Below are 17496 nucleotides of genomic sequence, written 5' to 3' on the forward strand. Positions count from 1 at the left end.
AATTCGGGTGGCCCGGACCCTCCGACCCGTAGCATTCGTGGTCATGGCCGTCGCAGACCTCGTCGTCACCGGGACCGTGCTGACCGTCGACGACGCGCGGCCCACGGCCGAGGCGCTGGGCGTGGCAAGCGGCCGGCTCGTCGCCGTCGGCACCCGCGCCGAGGTCGAGCCTTTCATCGGCCCCGGCACCCAAACCGTCGACGTCGGAGACGGCTGCGTCATGCCGGGATTCGTTGAGGCGCACGGCCATCCGCTCATGGAGGCCGTGGCGCTGTCGGACCGGATCGTCGACATCCGGCCGGTCACCATCCCCAGGGCCGACGATGTCGTCGCCGCGATCCGCGCGGAGGCCGCCGCACGGGGACCGGCCGGCGCCTACCTGAACGGCTGGGACGCCCTGCTGCAGGCCGGGCTCCCGCAGCCGACGTTGGCGTGGCTCGACGAGATCGCTCCCGACGGGCCGCTGGTGATCATCCACAATTCCGGGCACAAGGCCTTCTTCAATTCGCGCGCCGCCCGCCTCAACGGGCTGACGCGGGACACCCCGGACCCCAAGGGCGCCAAATACGGCCGCGCCGCCGACGGGGAACTCGACGGCACCGCCGAGGAAATCGCCGCGGTGTTTCCCCTGCTGGGCGGCGCCATCCAGGCCGACAGCTACCCGGCGATGCTGCTCGCCGAGTGCGCCCGGCTCAATCGGGCCGGGCTGACCACCTGTTCGGAGATGGCGTTCGACCCGAACTTCGGGCCCCTGATCGAGCAGCTGCGCGGCCAACTGACGGTGCGGCTGCGCACCTACGAGGTGTCCAACCCGCAGATGTCCACCACCGCCACCCCGGGCCAGGGCGACGACATGCTGCGCCAGGTCGGCATCAAGATCTGGGTCGACGGCTCGCCGTGGATCGGCAACATCGCCCTGTCGTTCCCGTACCTGGACACCGAGGCCACCCGCACCATCGGAATCGCGCCGGGCTCCTGCGGCTGCGCCAACTACACCGCCGAACAGCTCACCGAGATCGTCGGCGCCTACCACCCGTCGGGCTGGCAGATGGCCTGCCACGTGCAGGGCGACGCCGGCGTCGACACGATCCTGGACGTCTACGAGGAGGCACTCAGGCGCCATCCGCGCGACGACCACCGGCTGCGCCTCGAACACGTCGGCGCCATCCGGCCGGAGCAGCTTCGACGGGCGGCCGACCTCGGCGTCACCTGCAGCATCTTCGTCGACCAGATCCACTACTGGGGCGACGTCATCGTCGACGGCCTGTTCGGCCCCGAGCGCGGATCCCGTTGGATGCCGGCGGGTTCCGCGGTGGCCACCGGCATGCGGATCTCGTTGCACAACGATCCGCCGGTGACGCCCGAGGAACCGCTGCGCAACATCAGCGTCGCCGTCACCCGCACCGCGCCCAGCGGCCGGGTCCTGGCGCCCGAGGAGAGGTTGACCGTCGAACAGGCGATCCGCGCGCAGACCATCGACGCCGCCTGGCAGCTGTTCGCCGACGACGTGATCGGCTCGCTGCAGGTCGGCAAGTACGCCGACCTGGTGGTGCTGTCGGCCGACCCCCGAACGGTGCCGCCCGAACAGATCGCCGGCCTCGAGGTGCGCGCGACGTATCTGGCGGGCCGCCAGGTCTACGGCCAGTGATACCCGCGCTCGAGGATGTGCTGGACCGCCTGCACGTGGTCGCGCTGCCGATGCGGGTGCGCTTTCGCGGCATCACCACCCGCGAACTCGCGCTGATCGAGGGTCCAGCCGGGTGGGGCGAGTTCGGCGCCTTCGTCGAATACGGCCCGCGCGAGGCCGCGCACTGGCTGGCGTCGGCCGTCGAGGGCGCGTACCGGGCGCCGCCGCCGGTGCACCGAGACCGCATCCCGATCAACGCGACCGTGCCGGCCGTCCCCGCCGCCCAGGTCAGCGAGGTGCTGGCCCGGTTTCCGGGGGCCCGCACGGCGAAGGTGAAGGTCGCCGAGTCCGGGCAGACCCTGGCCGACGACGTGGCGCGGGTCAACGCGGCCCGCGAGCTGGTTGCCACCGTGCGGGTGGACGCCAACGGCGGCTGGAGCGTCGAGCAAGCCGCCGCAGCGGCGGCCGCCCTGACGGCCGACGGCCCCCTGGAGTACCTCGAGCAGCCCTGCGCGACGGTCGGCGAACTCGCCGCCCTGCGTGCTCAGGTCGACGTGCCGATCGCGGCCGACGAAAGCATCCGCAAGGCCGACGACCCGCTGGCCGTGGTCCGCGCCGGCGCCGCCGACATCGCGGTGCTGAAAGTCGCCCCGCTGGGCGGTATTTCGGCCCTGCTGGCCATCGCCGCCCAGATCCACATCCCCATCGTGGTGTCCAGCGCGCTGGATTCGGCGGTGGGCATCGGCCACGGCCTGACCGCCGCTGCCGCCCTGCCGCACCTCGGCCATGCCTGCGGGCTGGGCACCGGCGGGCTCTTCGTCGAAGACGTGGCAGACGTCGCCCCGCCCGTCGACGGCTACCTGCCGGTCGGGCCGGTGACACCGGACCCGGCGCGGCTGCGGGCGCTCGCCGCGCCAGCCGAACGGCGGCAGTGGTGGATCGACCGGGTCAGGGCCTGCCATCCGCTGCTTGTACCGTCGTCCGGATGATCAATCTGGCTTACGACGACCGCGGCTCCGGTGAGCCCGTCGTCTTCATCGCCGGTCGCGGGGGCGCCGGGCGCACCTGGCACCCGCATCAGGTCCCGGCCTTCCTGGCCGCCGGGTACCGCTGCATCACCTTCGACAACCGCGGGGTCGGCGACACGGAAAACGCCGAGGGATTCACTACGCAGACCATGGTCGCCGACACCGCCGCGCTGATCGAATCGCTGGGCGCCGCCCCGGCGCGCGTTGTCGGGGTGTCGATGGGGGCGTTCATCGCGCAGGAACTCATGGTGGCGCGGCCCGAGCTGGTCAGCTCGGCGGTGCTGATGGCCACCCGCGGCCGCCTGGACCGCGCGCGCCAGTTCTTCCACGAGGCCGAGGTCGAGCTGCACGCCTCCGGAGTCACGGTGCCGCCCCTGCTCGACGCGAGAAACCGTCTGCTGGAGAGCTTTTCGCGCAAGACACTCAACGACGACGCCGCCGTCGACGACTGGATCGCGATGTTTTGCACCTGGCCGGTCAAGCAGACCCCGGGACTGCGCACCCAGATGTACGTCTCCCCGCAGACCAACCGGCTGTCCGCATACCGCAGCATCGCGGCGCCGGTGCTGGTGATGGGCTTCGCCGACGACATCGTGACGCCGGCCTACCTCGGACGCGAGGTCGCCGACGCCATGCCCAACGGCCGCTACCTGCAGATCCCCGACGCCGGGCACCTGGGCTTCCTGGAGCGGCCGCAGGCCGTCAACACCGCGGCGCTGCAGTTCTTCGCCAGCGTGCGGGCCTGAAGGCACTGGTAGGCGGCCGTGCCGGCCGGTTGTGACACGCTGTAGGAGTGAACCCCTCGACGACCCAGGCCCGCGTCGTCGTTGACGAGCTGATCCGCGGCGGCGTCCGCGACGTGGTGCTGTGCCCCGGGTCACGCAACGCGCCGCTGGCATTCGCGCTGCAGGACGCCGACCGCGCCGGCCGCCTGCGGCTGCACGTCCGCATCGACGAGCGCACCGCCGGTTACCTGGCCATCGGGCTGGCCATCGCCGCCGGCGCGCCGGTGTGCGTCGCGATGACGTCGGGCACCGCCGTGGCCAACCTGGGTCCCGCGGTGGTCGAGGCCAACTACGCCCGGGTGCCGCTGATCGTGCTGTCGGCCAACCGGCCCTACGAGCTGCTGGGCACCGGCGCCAACCAGACCATGGAGCAGCTGGGCTACTTCGGCACCCAGGTCCGCGCCACCATCAGCCTGGGCCTGGCCGAGGACGGTCCCGAGCGGATGGATTCGCTCAACGCCACCTGGCGATCGGCCACCTGCCGAGTGTTGGCCGCCGCCACCGGATCTCGCACCGCCAACGCCGGCCCGGTGCAGTTCGACATCCCGCTGCGCGAACCGTTGGTGCCCGATCCCGAACCCCACGGCGCCGTGGTCCCGCAGGGCCGGCCCGGCGGCAGGCCCTGGACCTACACCCCGCCCGTCACGTTCGACCAACCGCTGGAGATCGACCTGTCGCCCGACACGGTCGTCATCGCGGGACACGGTGCGGGCACGCACCCCAACCTCGAGCAGCTGCCCACCGTCGCCGAGCCGACCTCATTTTCCGGCCGCCCGGTGCCCAACCCGCTGCACCCGCTGACGCTGCCGCTGCTGCGCCCGAAGCAGGTGATCATGCTGGGGCGCCCGACGCTGCACCGGCCGGTGTCCGCGCTGCTGGCCGACCCGCAGGTGCCGGTCTACGCGCTGACCACCGGGCCCCGCTGGCCCGACGTCTCGGGAAACTCGCAGGCCACCGGCACGCGGGCGGTCACCACCGGCGAGCCGCACCCGGCGTGGCTGCACCGCTGCGCGGAGATGAACCGGCACGCCAGCCGGGCCGTCCGCGACCAGCTCGAGGCGCACCCGCTGACCACCGGGCTGCACGTCGCCGCGGCCGTCGCCGACGCGCTGCGCCCCGGTGACCAGCTGGTGCTCGGCGCGTCCAACCCGGTCCGCGACGCGGCACTGGTGGGCCTGAACACCCAGGGCATCAAGGTGCGGTCCAACCGCGGGGTCGCCGGCATCGACGGCACCGTATCCACCGCCATCGGGGCCGCTTTGGCGCATGACGGACGCACCGTGGCGCTGATCGGCGACCTGACCTTCGTGCACGACAGCTCCGGGCTGTTGATCGGGCCCACCGAGCCGACGCCGCAGCGGCTGACGATCGTGGTGTCCAACGACAACGGCGGCGGCATCTTCGAACTGCTCGAGCAGGGTGACCCGAGGTTCTCCGACGTGTCCTCGCGGATCTTCGGCACCCCGCACGACGTCGACGTCGGCGCGCTGTGCCGCGCCTATCACGTCGAGAGCCGCCAGATCGAGGTCGACGAGCTCGCCGCGGCGCTCGATGACCCGGCGGCGGGTATGCGGGTGCTGGAGGTCAAGGCGGACCGCTCGTCGCTGCGGCAACTGCACGCGGCCATCAAGGCTGCCTTGTGATCAGATTAAAAGCGTTGCTGCACATACTCATTCATGGACGCAGCGACTCGCCCCCGAAGACGCGGGCCAGGATTGCGTTGCGCTGGTTGCGGATCGCGGTGCTGATCGTCACCGGACTGGTGACGCTGCAGTCGCTGCTCCTGGTGGCCGGGGCGTGGCGTGACGACCTTGCGATCCGACATCACATGGGGGTGGCGCAGGCGGAGGTGCTCAGCGCTGGGCCACGCCGCTCCACCATCGAATTCGTCACACCCGACCGCGTCACCTACCGGCCCGAGCTCGGCGTGCTGTATCCGTCCGAATTGGCCACGGGCATGCGGATCTATGTCGAATACAACAAGAACGACCCGAACCTGGTTCGGGTGCAGCACCGCAACGCCGGGCTGGCGATCATCCCGGCGGGATCCATCGCGGTGGTGGCCTGGCTGGTCGCCGCGGCCGCGCTGACTGGGCTTGCGCTGCTGGACAGGTGGCTGGACCGCCGCGCCGCCGCATCCGACCAGCAAATTTCGCACGACGTATTCCCGCAGGCAACCTAATCGACAGGCGACGCTGAGACCGTGGTGTCGTGCGCGTTGCAATCGTCGCCGAGTCCTTCCTCCCCAATGTCAATGGCGTCAGTAATTCAGTGCTGCGTGTCCTGGAGCACCTGCGTCGCACCGGTCACGAAGCCCTCGTCATCGCCCCCGACAACCCGCCGGGTCAGCCGCGGGCGGAGCGCATTCACGACGGCATCCGGGTGCATCGGGTGCCGTCGCGAATGTTCCCCAAGGTGACCACGTTGCCGCTCGGGGTCCCCATGCCCCGAATGGTGAGCGTGCTACGGGGATTCGATCCCGACGTGGTGCACCTGGCTTCGCCGGCGCTGCTCGGGTACGGCGGGGTGAAGGCGGCCCGCTGGCTGGGCGTGCCGACCGTCGCGGTGTACCAGACGGACGTCCCGGGTTTCGCGGCGAGCTACGGCATTCCGATGACGACGCGCGCGGCGTGGGCCTGGTTTCGTCACCTGCACAGCCTGGCCGACCGCACCTTGGCGCCGTCCAGCGTGACGATGGATTCGCTTGTCGCCCATAGGTTCCCGCGGGTGCACCGGTGGGCGCGCGGCGTCGACGTGCTGCGGTTCGCGCCGTCGGGGCGCGACGAGGCGCTGCGGCGGCGGTGGTCGCCGGCCGGCAAGCCGATCGTCGGGTTCGTGGGCCGGCTCGCACCGGAGAAGCACGTCGAGCGGTTGGTCGCGCTGAACGCCAACGATTCCGTTCAGGTCGTCATCGTCGGCGACGGCGTCGACCAAGCGAAACTGCAATCCGCCATGCCCACAGCGGTTTTCACCGGCGCGCTGTACGGCGAGGAACTCGCCGCCGCGTACGCCAGCATGGACGTCTTCGTACATCCCGGTGAGCACGAGACGTTCTGCCAAGTCGTGCAGGAGGCACTGGCATCGGGGCTGCCGGTGATCGCCCCCGACGCCGGGGGGCCGCGCGACCTCGTCGCCCCGTACCGCACCGGTCTGCTGTTGGAAGTCAACGAGTTCGAGGCGCGCCTGCCCGCCGCGGTCGACCACCTGCTCGCCGAACGACACCGCTACGCGCCGGCCGCCCGGCGCAGCGTGCTCGGGCGCAGCTGGCCGGTCATCTGCGACGAACTGCTCGGCCACTACGAGGCGGTGCTGTCGCCTTTCGCGCGGCGGCGGATGCTCGCAAACCGCTACGCGCAGGGGCAGTGAGCTACCCCTGCGCCAGCTCCGCGACGGGCTGCCACTGCTCCCAATTACGTAGCCGGCTCTCGTAGTCGGCCTTCGCCGTTTGCAGCGGGCCGGCGCCGAAGAACACCCGCAGCGGCGGCTCGTCGGCGTCCACCACCTTCAGCAGCGCGGCCGCCGAGGCCGACGGGTCGCCGGGGCTGGCCCATCGCTTGCTGCGCTCGGCCTGGACGGCGGCGCGAACCTCGTCGTATGCCGGCAGGGGCTCGGAGTGCTTGGCCGACGCCCCCGCCCAGTCGGTATCGAAGCCGCCCGGTTCGACGAGCGTGACGTGGATGCCGAACGGCGCAACCTCCTGGGCCAGCGCCTGCGAGAAGCCCTCCAACGCCCACTTCGAGGCGTGGTAGATGCCCACCAACGGGAACGCGACGATGCCGCCAATCGAGGACACCTGGATGATGTGCCCGCTGCGCTGCTCGCGCAGGTACGGCAACGCGGCCTGGGTGACCCACAGCGCGCCGAACACGTTGGTCTCGATCTGGTCGCGCGCCTCTTGCTCGGACAGCTCCTCGACGAAGCCGAAGTGGCCGTAGCCGGCGTTGTTCACGACGATGTCCAGGCGTCCGAAGTGATCGTGCGCGCGCTTGACCGCCGCGAAGTCCCCGTCGCGATCCGTGACGTCCAACTGGATCGGCAGCAGCGCGTCGCCGTACTTGGCGACCAGGTCGTCCAGCGCCGCGATGTTGCGTGCCGTCGCGGCAACCTTGTCGCCGCGCTCCAACGCGGCGATCGCCCAGTCTCGTCCGAAGCCTCGTGATGTACCGGTGATAAACCAAACTTTTTCGCTCACGCAGCCCTATAACGCATTCACCGGCGTCCCATTCCCACGGAGCCGCTATGGCTTGATCGGTGTCTTCGTCGTGTCCTCGAGGAACTTCGTCAACAGCCGATCGAACTGCTGGAGCTCGGCCGCCGACCAGCCCGAAAGCGCCCTGGCCAGGTGCTCTCGTCGCACCGCGTGCAGCGATCCCGCGGCGCGTTCGCCGTTCGGCGTCGTCGCGATCACCGATACGCGCCCGTCTCCCGGATCGGCGCGCCGCGTCACGAGCCCCGCGTCGGCCAGCGCCCGCACTCGGCGAGTGGCCATCCCGACGTCCATGTGCGCCATGGTCGCCAGGCGCCCGATCGGCAGGGGTCCTTCGTCGATCAACACGCGAAGCAGCATGTACGACGGCTGGGACAGCTCGGTGTCCGCCGCCGACGCCTGCCGCGCGAACGCCGAACGACTCACGCTGAGCCGCACGACCCGCGAAAGCGCAGCGCTGATGGAATCCACGGAATCCAACTTGGGCGCGTACGTCACAGCCGCCACGGTAGCAAAGATATACTTGACAATGTCAAATACATGCCGATAGCCTGCCCAAATCAGCTCGCGCTGAGGAGGTTTCATGCCGGGCACGCGCTTCTACTTCGACTGGCCCAACTACCGGACGATGCTCGGGCTGTTGCGCCGCGACCCACCGGCATCGAAGCGCTGGTCGCGATACTTCGGATTCCTGCTCGGCGTTCCGCTCGTCGCAGCGATCCACGCCGTGTGCTTCGCCCTCGACCCGATCCTTTTCCCATCGCTGCGCCGCACGCGGGTGACCGGGCCGACGTTTTGCATCGGGCACGCCCGAAGCGGCACGACCTACCTGCATCGGCTGATGGCCGCGGACCCCCAGTTCAGCTACGCCCTGATGTACGAGCTGTTCTTCCCGTCGCTGTTGGAGAAGCGGTTGCTGCGCATGCTGTTTCGGGTCGATGCTGCGGTGTTCGGAAACCGTCTGCGCCACCGCCTCGACGAGATCGAGGAGCAACGGTTCGCGGCGACCGACGACATGCACAAGACCGGCTTCTTCGTCCCCGAAGAGGACGACTTCTTCCTCACCTGGTCGCTGTGTTCGGGTTTCTGGATCGTGATATTCCCGTTCATGGGTGAGCTCGACTTCTACCACGTCGACCAATGGCCCGAACGCAAGCGGCGCCGGGTGATGCATTTCTACTCCGAATGCGTCCGCCGACAGCTCGCGCTCAACGGCGGCGGCACGCACCTGAGCAAAAACCCCACCTTCTGCGGGCGCGTCGAATCCCTGATCGAGACGTTCCCCGACGCGAGATTCATTGTGCCCATGCGTAATCCCGACGAGACGATCCCGAGCCTGCTCAAGATGCTGAAGACCGAATGGGGCCTGCGCGGGCGCGACGAACGCTTGATCGCAAAGTCGCTGCGCGTCTTGGCCGATCAATCGTTCGACACCTACCAACGCCCGCTTGACGTTCTGGCCAGGCACCCCGAGGTTCGCTCGGTCGTCGTCGACTATCGCGAGCTGATCGCGCAACCCGAGGACACCATGCGCCGCATCTACCGGGAGCTGGAGCTCGACCTGGGACCGGAGGCCGCCAAGGCATTCCGGTCGGCGGGCGGCGGGCACGAATCGGCCCACCGCTACAGCCTCGAGGAGTTCGGCCTCGACCCCCGCGAGATCCACACCCGCCTGGCCGCCCTGTTCGACGAATACCATTGGGACACCGAAGGAGAGGACGCGAATGTCCACTGAATCAACCCGGGTCGAACTCCGCGCGGCCTGGGCGGACATGATCGACGCCCTCAACCGGGCCCGCGACGCCGTCGACTCCGAGGAGCTGCACGCGCCACCGCCGACCGAACAGGGCCTGGCGGAAGGGCACCGCTACCTGCTCGGCTTCGTGTTCAGCGCCATCGAGCGGGCGTTCTTCGAGGATCCCGAGTTCCCGTATTTCCGGCGCGCCATCCAACCGCTCGACAAGGCCACCATCGACAACGCCGACGCCCTGTACCTCTCGGCCGCGATCGACGGCGCCAAGGACTACCGGGTGCGCGGGCGGCTCGCCGTCGGGGAAGGCCGAAAGGCGCCGCAGTACATCATCTTTGAGGCCCACACCGTGTACGCCGGGGACACCGGCAGCCTCGCCGAGCTCGTCCCGGGCGGGCGCGCCGTCACCGGATCGTTGGATCTCGCCGACCTCGTCGTCGACGACGACGGCCGCTTCGAGATCCTGCTGGCTCATTCGCGGCCGGCCGGCCACACCGGCAACTTCATCGCCACGGCCACCGACGACGGCACCCAAACGGCGCGATTCTTGATCGCGCGCATGCTCTTTCACGACTGGGAACGCGAGGAGTCGCCGGAGCTGCACATCGTCCAGGTGGGCAAGGAGGGCGAAAGCCCGGCGCCGCTCGACCCGGCCGCTGCGGCTCATCAGCTGCGTCGCGTCGGCTCGATCGTGGAAAACCAGATGAGGTTCTGGAACGAGTTTTACGACGTCGTGTTGGAGGCGCACGGCGACAAGAACGGTGACGGGTTCACCCTCATGCCGCGCAACGCCCTCAACGAACCGGCGCTCGCCAACCTCGCCATGGGCGGCGGCCAGAGCACCAACGTCTACTCCGGCGGCGTGTTCGACCTCGAGCCCGACGAGGCCTTGCTCATCGAGGTCGCCGTCCCGGTGGCGCCGGCCTACATGGGCTTTCACCTGTCGAACCTCTGGGGCGAGTCACTCGATTACGCCAACCACATCAGCAGCCTGAACGGGTTTCAGGCCGAGCCGGACCCGGACGGGACCTTCCGCTACGTGGTCGCCCACCGCGACGCCGGCGTGCCGAACTGGCTCGACACCGCCGGGCACCGCGGCGGGTTTCTGGCCCTGCGGTGGACGTACTCCACGCCCCCACCCCAATTGCCGAAGGCGACGGTCACCAAGGTGCCGCTGGCCGAGGTGCGTCAACACGTTCCGGCGACCACCCGCGCCGTCACTCCCGAGGAGCGCCGAGAGCAGATCCGGGTCCGCCAGGAACACGTCCAGCGAAGGTACCGACAATATTGAACCGGTAGCCTCGGGGCGGTGAGCCGCGCGGCGTTGGACAAGAACCCCCGGGACGTCGCATCGATGTTCGACGGGGTCGCCCGCCGCTACGACGTGACCAACACCGTGCTGTCGCTGGGGCAGGACCGGTACTGGCGCCGGGCCACCCGCTCGGCGCTGCGGCTCGGCCCGGGCCAGCGGGTGCTGGACTTGGCGGCGGGCACCGCGGTGTCGACGGTCGAGCTGAGGAAATCCGGGGCGTGGTGCGTGGCCGCGGATTTCTCGGTCGGGATGCTCGCGGCGGGCGCGGGTCGCCAGGTGCCGAAGGTCGCCGGTGACGCAACGAAGCTGCCGTTCGCCGACGCGGTGTTCGACGCGGTCACCATCAGCTTCGGGTTGCGCAACGTGGCCGACCAGCAGGCGGCGCTGCGTGAGATGTTCCGCGTCACCCGGCCCGGCGGCCGGCTGGTGGTGTGCGAATTCTCCACGCCCACCAACGCGCTGTTCGCCACCGTCTACAAGGAGTACCTGATGCGGGCGCTGCCGAGGGTGGCGCGGGCGGTGTCGTCCAACCCCGACGCCTACGTGTACCTCGCGGAGTCGATCAGGGCCTGGCCCGACCAGCCGACGCTGGCGCACCGGATTTCAGCGGCCGGGTGGTCGGCGGTGCGCTGGCGCAACCTGACCGGCGGCATCGTGGCGTTGCACGCCGGGTATAAGCCTGATCGCGTCTAGCTGCCGGCCCGCTGGATGAAGCCGACCTGGTCGGGGCAGTAGTGGTCGATCGCGGCGCCCAGGAACTGGAACGCCTGGCCCTGGGTGGTGCCCAGGGGCAGGTTGCGCTGGACGAAGGTGGCGGACTTGTACGGGTCGCCGTCCACGCCCCGCCCGATCCGTTCACAGCTGATCTTCGCCAACCAGGCGAGCTGGTCCTGCGGACCGTACACGCCGAACTTGTTGACCGTGCTCTTGAACACGTAGTCGTAGTCATCGGCCTGCGCGGGCGCCGCCAGTGCGACGGCGGCGCCCGCCATGGCGATGAGAGAAGCCAGCTTCGAAGCCTTCATTAGCCGGACTATACACCCGGTTTGTTCTAGGAGCCCAGGTGCGCGGAGAGCAGCCAGGCGCCCACCGACTTGCGGCCGTCGGGCTCGTCGCGCACGTCGACGAACGGCAGGTCCACGACGGCGCCCTCGGGCAGGTTGGCGTAGATGCGCGCCGGCCTGATCTCGTCGACGACCCAGTACCTGGACACCACGTCGCGCAGCTCGTCGGCGGTGACGGCGTTGATGGGGCCCTCGGGGATCGCGGCCTTGTCGAAGACCAGGGCGAAGTAGGAGGCGCCCGGTGCGGCGGCCCGCCGGATCGACTGCTGGTACCCCTCGCGTGCCTCGACCGGAATCGAGTGGAACAGCGTCGAGTCGACGATCGTGCCGAACCGGCCGTCAAAACCGGTGAAGTCACTGATGTCGGCCACCTGGAAGGTGACGTTGGTCAGGCCCCGCTTCTCGGCCTCGCGTCGCGCCAGGTCGATCGCGGTCGGCGAGAGGTCGAGCCCCACCGTGGTGTATCCCCGCTCGGCCAGCGCCAGCGAGATCGCGGCCTCCCCGCAGCCCACGTCCAACACATCGCCGTGGAACCTGCCCTGCTCGATCAGGGCGGCCAGCTCGGGTTGCGGGGCGCCGATGCTCCACGGCGGACGCACGCCCGCACCGAACGATGATTCGCCGCGGTAGGCGCTTTCGAATTCGAAATCGGTTGGTTGAGTCATGCTCCACATATATCAATCAGGTTGATACATGTCAACGGTATTGATACCGCGAACAGACACAAAAGCCCCCAATTCGGCTGCGAAATGGGGGCTTTTGCGTTCCTCCGCAAGCGGGAGGTACCCCCAGCTCGCGAACGGGGCTCAGCTGAACGGCGTTCGGCGATCCATCAGCCGCGACAGCCGCCCGCCGCCGCGCCAGGCCCGCGCGACCCAGTCGGCGTCGTCGTCGGTGACCAGGTTGGCCATCACCCGCACGGCGATGGTCATCAGCCGCGTCGAGCGCATCGCGATCGGCCCGGTGGTGGGCAGGAACCGCTGGAAGGTCAGCAGCAGCGCCAGCCGGCGGGCCACCGAAAAGCCACGGGCGTAGTGGTCCTGCAGCAGCGAAGGCCACACCCGCGACAGGTCGGCACAGTCCAGCAGCTCGGCGGCCAGCCGCCCCGTCTCCAGGCCGTAGTCGATGCCCTCGCCGTTCAGCGGGTTGACGCAGGCCGCGGCGTCGCCGATCAGCATCCAGTTCGGCCCGGCCACGCCGGAGACCGCGCCGCCCATCGGCAGCAGCGCCGACGACACCGCCCGCGGCTCACCGGAAAAGCCCCATTCGTCACGGCGCAGGTCGGTGTAGTACGAGATCAGCGGGCGCAGCGCCAGGTCGGCCGGCCGCTTCGAGGTCGACAACGCCCCGACGCCGATGTTCACCTCGCCGTTGCCCAGGGGGAAGATCCAGCCGTAGCCGGGCAGCACGGCGCCATCGGGGGAGCGCAGCTCCAGGTGCGACGTCAGCCACGGGTCGTCGGCGCGCGGGGTGGTCAGGTACCCGCGGGCGGCGACGCCATAGACCGTCTCCTGGTGCCAGCGGCGGCCCAGCTTGCGGCCCAGCGGCGAGCGGGCGCCGTCGGCGACGATCAACCGTCGGCACCCCACCTCGGTGCCGTCTGCCAGCTTCAGCGATACCACCCGCCTCGACGAGTCATGATGCACGGCAACGGCTTTGGCCCCCAACAGCATCCGCGCCCCGGAATCCTCGGCGCACTTTCGGATCCGGTCGTCGAGCTCGAGGCGGGCCACCGCGCTGCCGGTCGACGGGAACGACGGGCCCGGCCAGTCGACCTCCACCTCGCCGCCGAATCCGCTCATCCGCAAGCCCCGGTGCCGGATGCGGGTGTCGAGCCAGTCGCCCAGCCCCAGGCGTTCGAGCTCGGCGACGGCGCGCGGGGTCAGGCCGTCGCCGCAGGCCTTGTCGCGGGGGAAGCTGGCGGAATCGATGACCAGCACGTCGGTGCCGGCGCGGGCGGCCCAGGCGGCCGCGGCCGAACCGGCAGGTCCGGCGCCCACGACCACCAGGTCGGCTCCGACGTTCACGCTCACCAGTATGTTGGTCGCGTGAGTACTCCGGCGACGGTGGTGGCGGGCATCGACTTCGGAGATGCCGCTTTCGCCGCGACCGTGCGGGACGGTGTCGGGCGGATCGAGCAGCTCATGGACACCGAGCTGCGCAGTGCGGACGCGGTGATGACCGACTCGTTGACCTACCTGTTCAAGGCCGGCGGCAAGAGGTTCCGGCCGTTGTTCACCGTGTTGTCGGCGCAGCTCGGACCCAAGCCGGACGCCCCGGAGGTGACGATCGCCGGCGCGGTCATCGAGCTGGTGCACCTGGCGACGCTCTACCACGACGACGTGATGGACGAGGCGGAGGTCCGGCGGGGCACGCCCACCGCCAACGTGCGCTGGAGTAACAACGTCGCGATCCTGGCCGGCGACTACCTGTTCGCGACCGCGTCACGGCTGGTGTCCCGGCTAGGCCCGGAGGCGGTTCGGCTCATCGCCGAGACGTTCGCCCAGCTGGTCACCGGCCAGATGCGTGAGGGTCGCGGGGCGGCGGAGGGGGCGGATCCGGTCGAGCACTACCTGAAGGTGGTGTACGAGAAGACGGCGTGCCTGATAGCCGCGGCCGGACAGTTCGGCGCGATGTTCTCCGGCGCCGACGCCGACCAGGTCGAGCGGCTGAGCCGCCTGGGCGGCATCGTCGGCACCGCGTTCCAGATCTCCGACGACATCATCGACATCGACAGCGACTCCGACGAGTCGGGCAAGCTGCCCGGGACCGATATCCGCGAAGGGGTGCACACCCTGCCGATGCTCTATGCGCTGCGGGAGGCGGGACCCGAGGCGCCGCGGCTGCGCGAGCTGTTGTCCGGGCCCGTCGAGGACGACGCGGCGGTGGCCGAGGCCCTGGCGCTGTTGCGGGCGTCACCCGGGATGGCCAAGGCGAAGGATTTTCTGGTGCAGTACGCGGCGCAGGCGCGCCAGGAGCTGGACCTATTGCCCGATCTCCCGGGGCGGCGTGCCCTTCGGACGCTGGTCGATTACACGGTGAGCCGGCACGGTTAGCGGGTCAGCGGAACCTCGACCGCCTCTTTGGGCGTTCAATGGGCGATAGGCAATGCTCCAAGGAGGACACCGATGACCTGGCATCCGCATGCCAACTGGCTGAAGACCTTCGCCCTGTTGGTCGGCATGTCCGCGTTGATCGTGTTTGTCGGCTCGCTGTTCGGCCGGACGGCGATGTGGCTGGCGGTGCTGTTCGCCATCGGCATGAACGCCTACACGTACTTCAACAGCGACAAGCTGGCACTGCGGGCCATGCACGCCCAGCCGGTTTCCGAGCTGCAGGCGCCGGTGATGTACCGGATCGTGCGCGAGCTGGCCACGGCCGCGCACCAGCCGATGCCGCGGCTGTACATCAGCGACACCAACGCGCCCAACGCGTTCGCGACCGGACGAAACCCGCGCAATGCGGCCGTGTGCTGCACCACCGGAATCCTAGGAATCCTCAACGAGCGCGAGCTGCGCGCCGTGCTGGGCCATGAGCTGTCGCACGTCTACAACCGCGACATCCTGATCTCCTGCATTGCCGGGGCGATGGCGTCGGTGATCACCGCCCTGTCCTACATGGCGATGTTCTTCGGCGGCGGAAACCGGGAGGGCGGCAATCCCTTTGCGCTGCTGCTGGTTTCGCTGTTGGGCCCGATCGCCGCGACCGTGGTCCGGCTGGCCGTGTCCCGGTCGCGCGAGTACCAGGCCGACGAGTCGGGCGCCGTGCTGACGGGTGACCCGCTGGCGCTGGCATCGGCGTTGCGCAAGATCTCGGGCGGGGTTCAGGTGGCACCGTTGCCGCCCGAACCACAGCTGGCCAGCCACGCGCACCTGATGATCGCCAACCCGTTCCGCGCGGGCGAGCGGATCGGTTCGATGTTCTCGACGCACCCGCCGATCGAGGACCGCATCCGCCGGCTGGAGGCGATGGCGCGGGGGTAGGTGGCTCGGGTTTTTGATAGCGCATGCGCTATCAAATCTGGTGACAGCCACAGGGTCTCGGGAGCCGCGCTCTCCCTGGGGATAGGTGACTCGCGAATCCGATAGCGCATCTGCTATCAAATCCGGCGTGAACCGCTATGCCTACCGCGTGCAATGGTCGCCCGATTACGACCAGTACGTCGGCGTGTGCATCGAATTGCCTTACCTGAGGCGCGAAGCGCCGACCGCCGAACAGGCCGTCGCCGCCATCGAGCAGGCCACCCGCGAGCACGTGGACGCCATGCGGACATGCGGAGAAACGCCGCCCACGCCGCTTTGCGAGCGCAACTACAGCGGCACCTTCGTCGTCAGGACATCGCCGCAACTGCACGCCCGCCTCGCCCTGGAAGCCAGCGAGGAGAGGGTCTCGATGAACCAGTGGATCGTTCAGAAGCTCAGTGGCCGGACGCCCAGCGACACTTTTGGGCTCTCCGGGTTCGATTAGCCGACCCATGGGCCGCCGAAAACTATAGGGATTTCCCTGATTCGCTCGGACCCGATCGTTCCTAGCCTCTGACTCAGGCGCTCGCCTGGTCCCGAAGGTCGGAGGTAACGATGTCTTTGCTAGTGGCGATTCCGGAGATGTTTTCCTCGGCGGCCGGGGATTTGGAAACCCTTGGCGACACGCTGAACGCCGCGCATGCGGCCGCCGCCGCACCGACGACGGGCATCCTCGCCGCCGGAGCTGACGAGGTCTCGGCGGCCGTGTCGTCGCTGTTTGCCGAATACGGACAGGCCTATCAGGCGCTCGGCGCCCAGGCGGCGTCGTTCCATCAGCAGTTCACTCAGCTGCTGAACGCCGGCGGCGCTCAATACGCCCTCGCCGAGGCAGCCAACACCAGCCCGCTGCAGATCCTCGAGCAAGACATCCTCGCCGTCATCAACACCCCCAGCCAGCTGCTCACAGGGCGGCCGCTGATCGGCAACGGCGCCAACGGCGCACCGGGCTCGGGGGCGAACGGTGGCAATGGCGGGTGGTTGATCGGCAATGGCGGGGCGGGCGGAGCCGGCTCGAACGGCCACAACGGCGGCAACGGGGGCGCCGGCGGATTGTTCGGTGGCGCAGGCGGCGCCGGAGGGGTGGGTGCGCCCTCATCCGCGATCACCCCCGCCGGCCACGGCGGCAACGGCGGGCCGGGCGGATTGCTCGGTGGCGTCGGCGGCGCCGGGGGAATGGGCGGCCTCGGCGCGCCGCTCAGCGGCGGCAACGGAGGAGCCGGGGGCGCCGGCGGGCTGTTCGCCCCAGGCGGGGCCGGCGGGGCCGGCGGGGCCACGGATGGGCCTACGTCTCAAGCAGGTAACGGTGGGCCGGGCGGGGCGGGCGGACTGTTTGCCCACGGCGGAGCAGGAGGCGACGGCGGCTTGGGACGTGGCCTCGGCGGGAACGGTGGCACCGGCGGAGCAGGAGGGTTGTTTGGCGCCGGCGGGGCCGGGGGTACCGGCGGCGCGATCTCCGGCGATCTAAACGGAGGCGGAACGGCCGGAGCGGGAGGCACCGGCGGAAGCGGCGGGCTGTTCGCGCGCGGCGGCGCGGGCGGTGCGGGCGGTGCGGGCTTGCTGGTCTCCGCCGGCGAAACCGGCGGCGGTAACGGGGGCACCGGCGGCAGTGGCGGCCTGTTGGGCGGAGGCGGCGGGGCCGGCCAGTCGCCGCCGACCGGCTTCGCGTCGACCTTGACCCGAATCACCCGCCATCCGGTCAAC

At 69.8% G+C, this 17496-nt stretch carries 18 protein-coding genes; 13 read left to right on the forward strand and 5 right to left on the reverse strand.

What is annotated here, in order from left to right; all coding sequences use genetic code 11:
* Positions 1 to 43 precede the first annotated feature (43 nt).
* From A5712_RS21735 to A5712_RS21760, 6 genes are read left to right on the forward strand one after another with little or no spacing between them, the layout of a single operon-like run.
* Entirely contained in the window at positions 44 to 1648 is a 1605-nt protein-coding gene (locus A5712_RS21735; RefSeq protein ID WP_068109570.1) for an amidohydrolase, read from the forward strand.
* Positions 1645 to 2616, forward strand: coding sequence for an o-succinylbenzoate synthase (locus A5712_RS21740; protein ID WP_068109573.1), 972 nt, complete (start codon positions 1645 to 1647; stop codon positions 2614 to 2616). The genes A5712_RS21735 and A5712_RS21740 overlap by 4 nt, the downstream gene beginning before the upstream one ends.
* Entirely contained in the window at positions 2613 to 3401 is a 789-nt protein-coding gene (locus A5712_RS21745; RefSeq protein ID WP_068109575.1) for an alpha/beta fold hydrolase, read from the forward strand. The genes A5712_RS21740 and A5712_RS21745 overlap by 4 nt, the downstream gene beginning before the upstream one ends.
* A 47-nt stretch (positions 3402 to 3448) precedes the next feature.
* Complete coding sequence (gene menD, locus A5712_RS21750; RefSeq protein WP_068109578.1) at positions 3449 to 5083, forward strand: 2-succinyl-5-enolpyruvyl-6-hydroxy-3-cyclohexene-1-carboxylic-acid synthase; 1635 nt, start codon at positions 3449 to 3451, stop codon at positions 5081 to 5083.
* Positions 5080 to 5622 (forward strand): DUF3592 domain-containing protein, encoded by a 543-nt coding sequence (locus tag A5712_RS21755; RefSeq protein ID WP_068109580.1) that lies wholly within the window; start codon positions 5080 to 5082, stop codon positions 5620 to 5622. Before menD ends, A5712_RS21755 begins: the two co-directional genes overlap by 4 nt.
* A 29-nt stretch (positions 5623 to 5651) precedes the next feature.
* The gene (locus A5712_RS21760; RefSeq protein WP_068109584.1) at positions 5652 to 6806 is read left to right on the forward strand and encodes a glycosyltransferase family 1 protein; all 1155 of its coding nucleotides are present in this window, start codon (positions 5652 to 5654) and stop codon (positions 6804 to 6806) included.
* A 1-nt stretch (position 6807) separates the two neighbouring features.
* On the opposite strand, the gene A5712_RS21765 is transcribed toward A5712_RS21760, so the two are convergent.
* Complete coding sequence (locus tag A5712_RS21765; protein WP_068109587.1) at positions 6808 to 7632, reverse strand: SDR family oxidoreductase; 825 nt, start codon at positions 7630 to 7632, stop codon at positions 6808 to 6810.
* Positions 7633 to 7677: 45 nt separating this feature from the next.
* On the reverse strand, positions 7678 to 8154 hold the full coding sequence (locus A5712_RS21770; protein WP_231982194.1) for a MarR family winged helix-turn-helix transcriptional regulator: 477 nt from the start codon (positions 8152 to 8154) through the stop codon (positions 7678 to 7680).
* A gap of 76 nt (positions 8155 to 8230) precedes the next feature.
* On the opposite strand from A5712_RS21770, the gene A5712_RS21775 reads away from it, so the two are divergent.
* From A5712_RS21775 to A5712_RS21785, 3 genes are read left to right on the forward strand one after another with little or no spacing between them, the layout of a single operon-like run.
* Entirely contained in the window at positions 8231 to 9382 is a 1152-nt protein-coding gene (locus A5712_RS21775) for a sulfotransferase (RefSeq protein ID WP_068109590.1), read from the forward strand.
* A complete protein-coding gene (locus tag A5712_RS21780) occupies positions 9372 to 10688 on the forward strand; it encodes a DUF1214 domain-containing protein (RefSeq protein WP_068109592.1) in 1317 nt (438 codons plus the stop codon). The genes A5712_RS21775 and A5712_RS21780 overlap by 11 nt, the downstream gene beginning before the upstream one ends.
* Before the next feature lie 18 nt (positions 10689 to 10706).
* Positions 10707 to 11402 (forward strand): demethylmenaquinone methyltransferase, encoded by a 696-nt coding sequence (locus A5712_RS21785; RefSeq protein WP_068109595.1) that lies wholly within the window; start codon positions 10707 to 10709, stop codon positions 11400 to 11402.
* Here the strand turns inward: A5712_RS21785 and A5712_RS21790 are convergent.
* The 3 genes from A5712_RS21790 to menJ form a co-directional block, all read right to left on the reverse strand.
* Positions 11399 to 11734 carry a DUF732 domain-containing protein gene (locus A5712_RS21790; protein ID WP_068109599.1) on the reverse strand — a complete coding sequence of 112 codons (336 nt, stop codon included), beginning with the start codon at positions 11732 to 11734 and terminating at the stop codon, positions 11399 to 11401. The genes A5712_RS21785 and A5712_RS21790 overlap by 4 nt on opposite strands.
* Positions 11735 to 11760: 26 nt before the next feature.
* Complete coding sequence (locus A5712_RS21795) at positions 11761 to 12438, reverse strand: class I SAM-dependent methyltransferase (RefSeq protein ID WP_068109602.1); 678 nt, start codon at positions 12436 to 12438, stop codon at positions 11761 to 11763.
* 141 nt (positions 12439 to 12579) lie between these two features.
* A complete protein-coding gene (gene menJ, locus A5712_RS21800; RefSeq protein ID WP_156766708.1) occupies positions 12580 to 13806 on the reverse strand; it encodes a menaquinone reductase in 1227 nt (408 codons plus the stop codon).
* A 15-nt stretch (positions 13807 to 13821) separates the two neighbouring features.
* Between menJ and grcC1 the strand changes: the two genes are divergently transcribed.
* The 4 genes from grcC1 to A5712_RS21820 all read left to right on the forward strand — a co-directional run.
* Complete coding sequence (gene grcC1, locus A5712_RS21805) at positions 13822 to 14829, forward strand: nonaprenyl/(2E,6E)-farnesyl/geranylgeranyl diphosphat synthase (protein ID WP_068109604.1); 1008 nt, start codon at positions 13822 to 13824, stop codon at positions 14827 to 14829.
* 72 nt (positions 14830 to 14901) lie between these two features.
* Positions 14902 to 15756 (forward strand): zinc metalloprotease HtpX, encoded by an 855-nt coding sequence (htpX, locus tag A5712_RS21810; RefSeq protein WP_068109606.1) that lies wholly within the window; start codon positions 14902 to 14904, stop codon positions 15754 to 15756.
* 127 nt (positions 15757 to 15883) lie between these two features.
* Complete coding sequence (locus A5712_RS21815) at positions 15884 to 16240, forward strand: type II toxin-antitoxin system HicB family antitoxin (protein ID WP_068109610.1); 357 nt, start codon at positions 15884 to 15886, stop codon at positions 16238 to 16240.
* A 110-nt stretch (positions 16241 to 16350) separates the two neighbouring features.
* On the forward strand, positions 16351 to 17496 hold a 1146-nt coding region (locus tag A5712_RS21820; RefSeq protein WP_082973585.1), incomplete at its 3' end, for a PE family protein.

The organism is Mycobacterium sp. E2327 (assembly GCF_001672675.1).
Lineage (GTDB): Bacteria > Actinomycetota > Actinomycetes > Mycobacteriales > Mycobacteriaceae > Mycobacterium.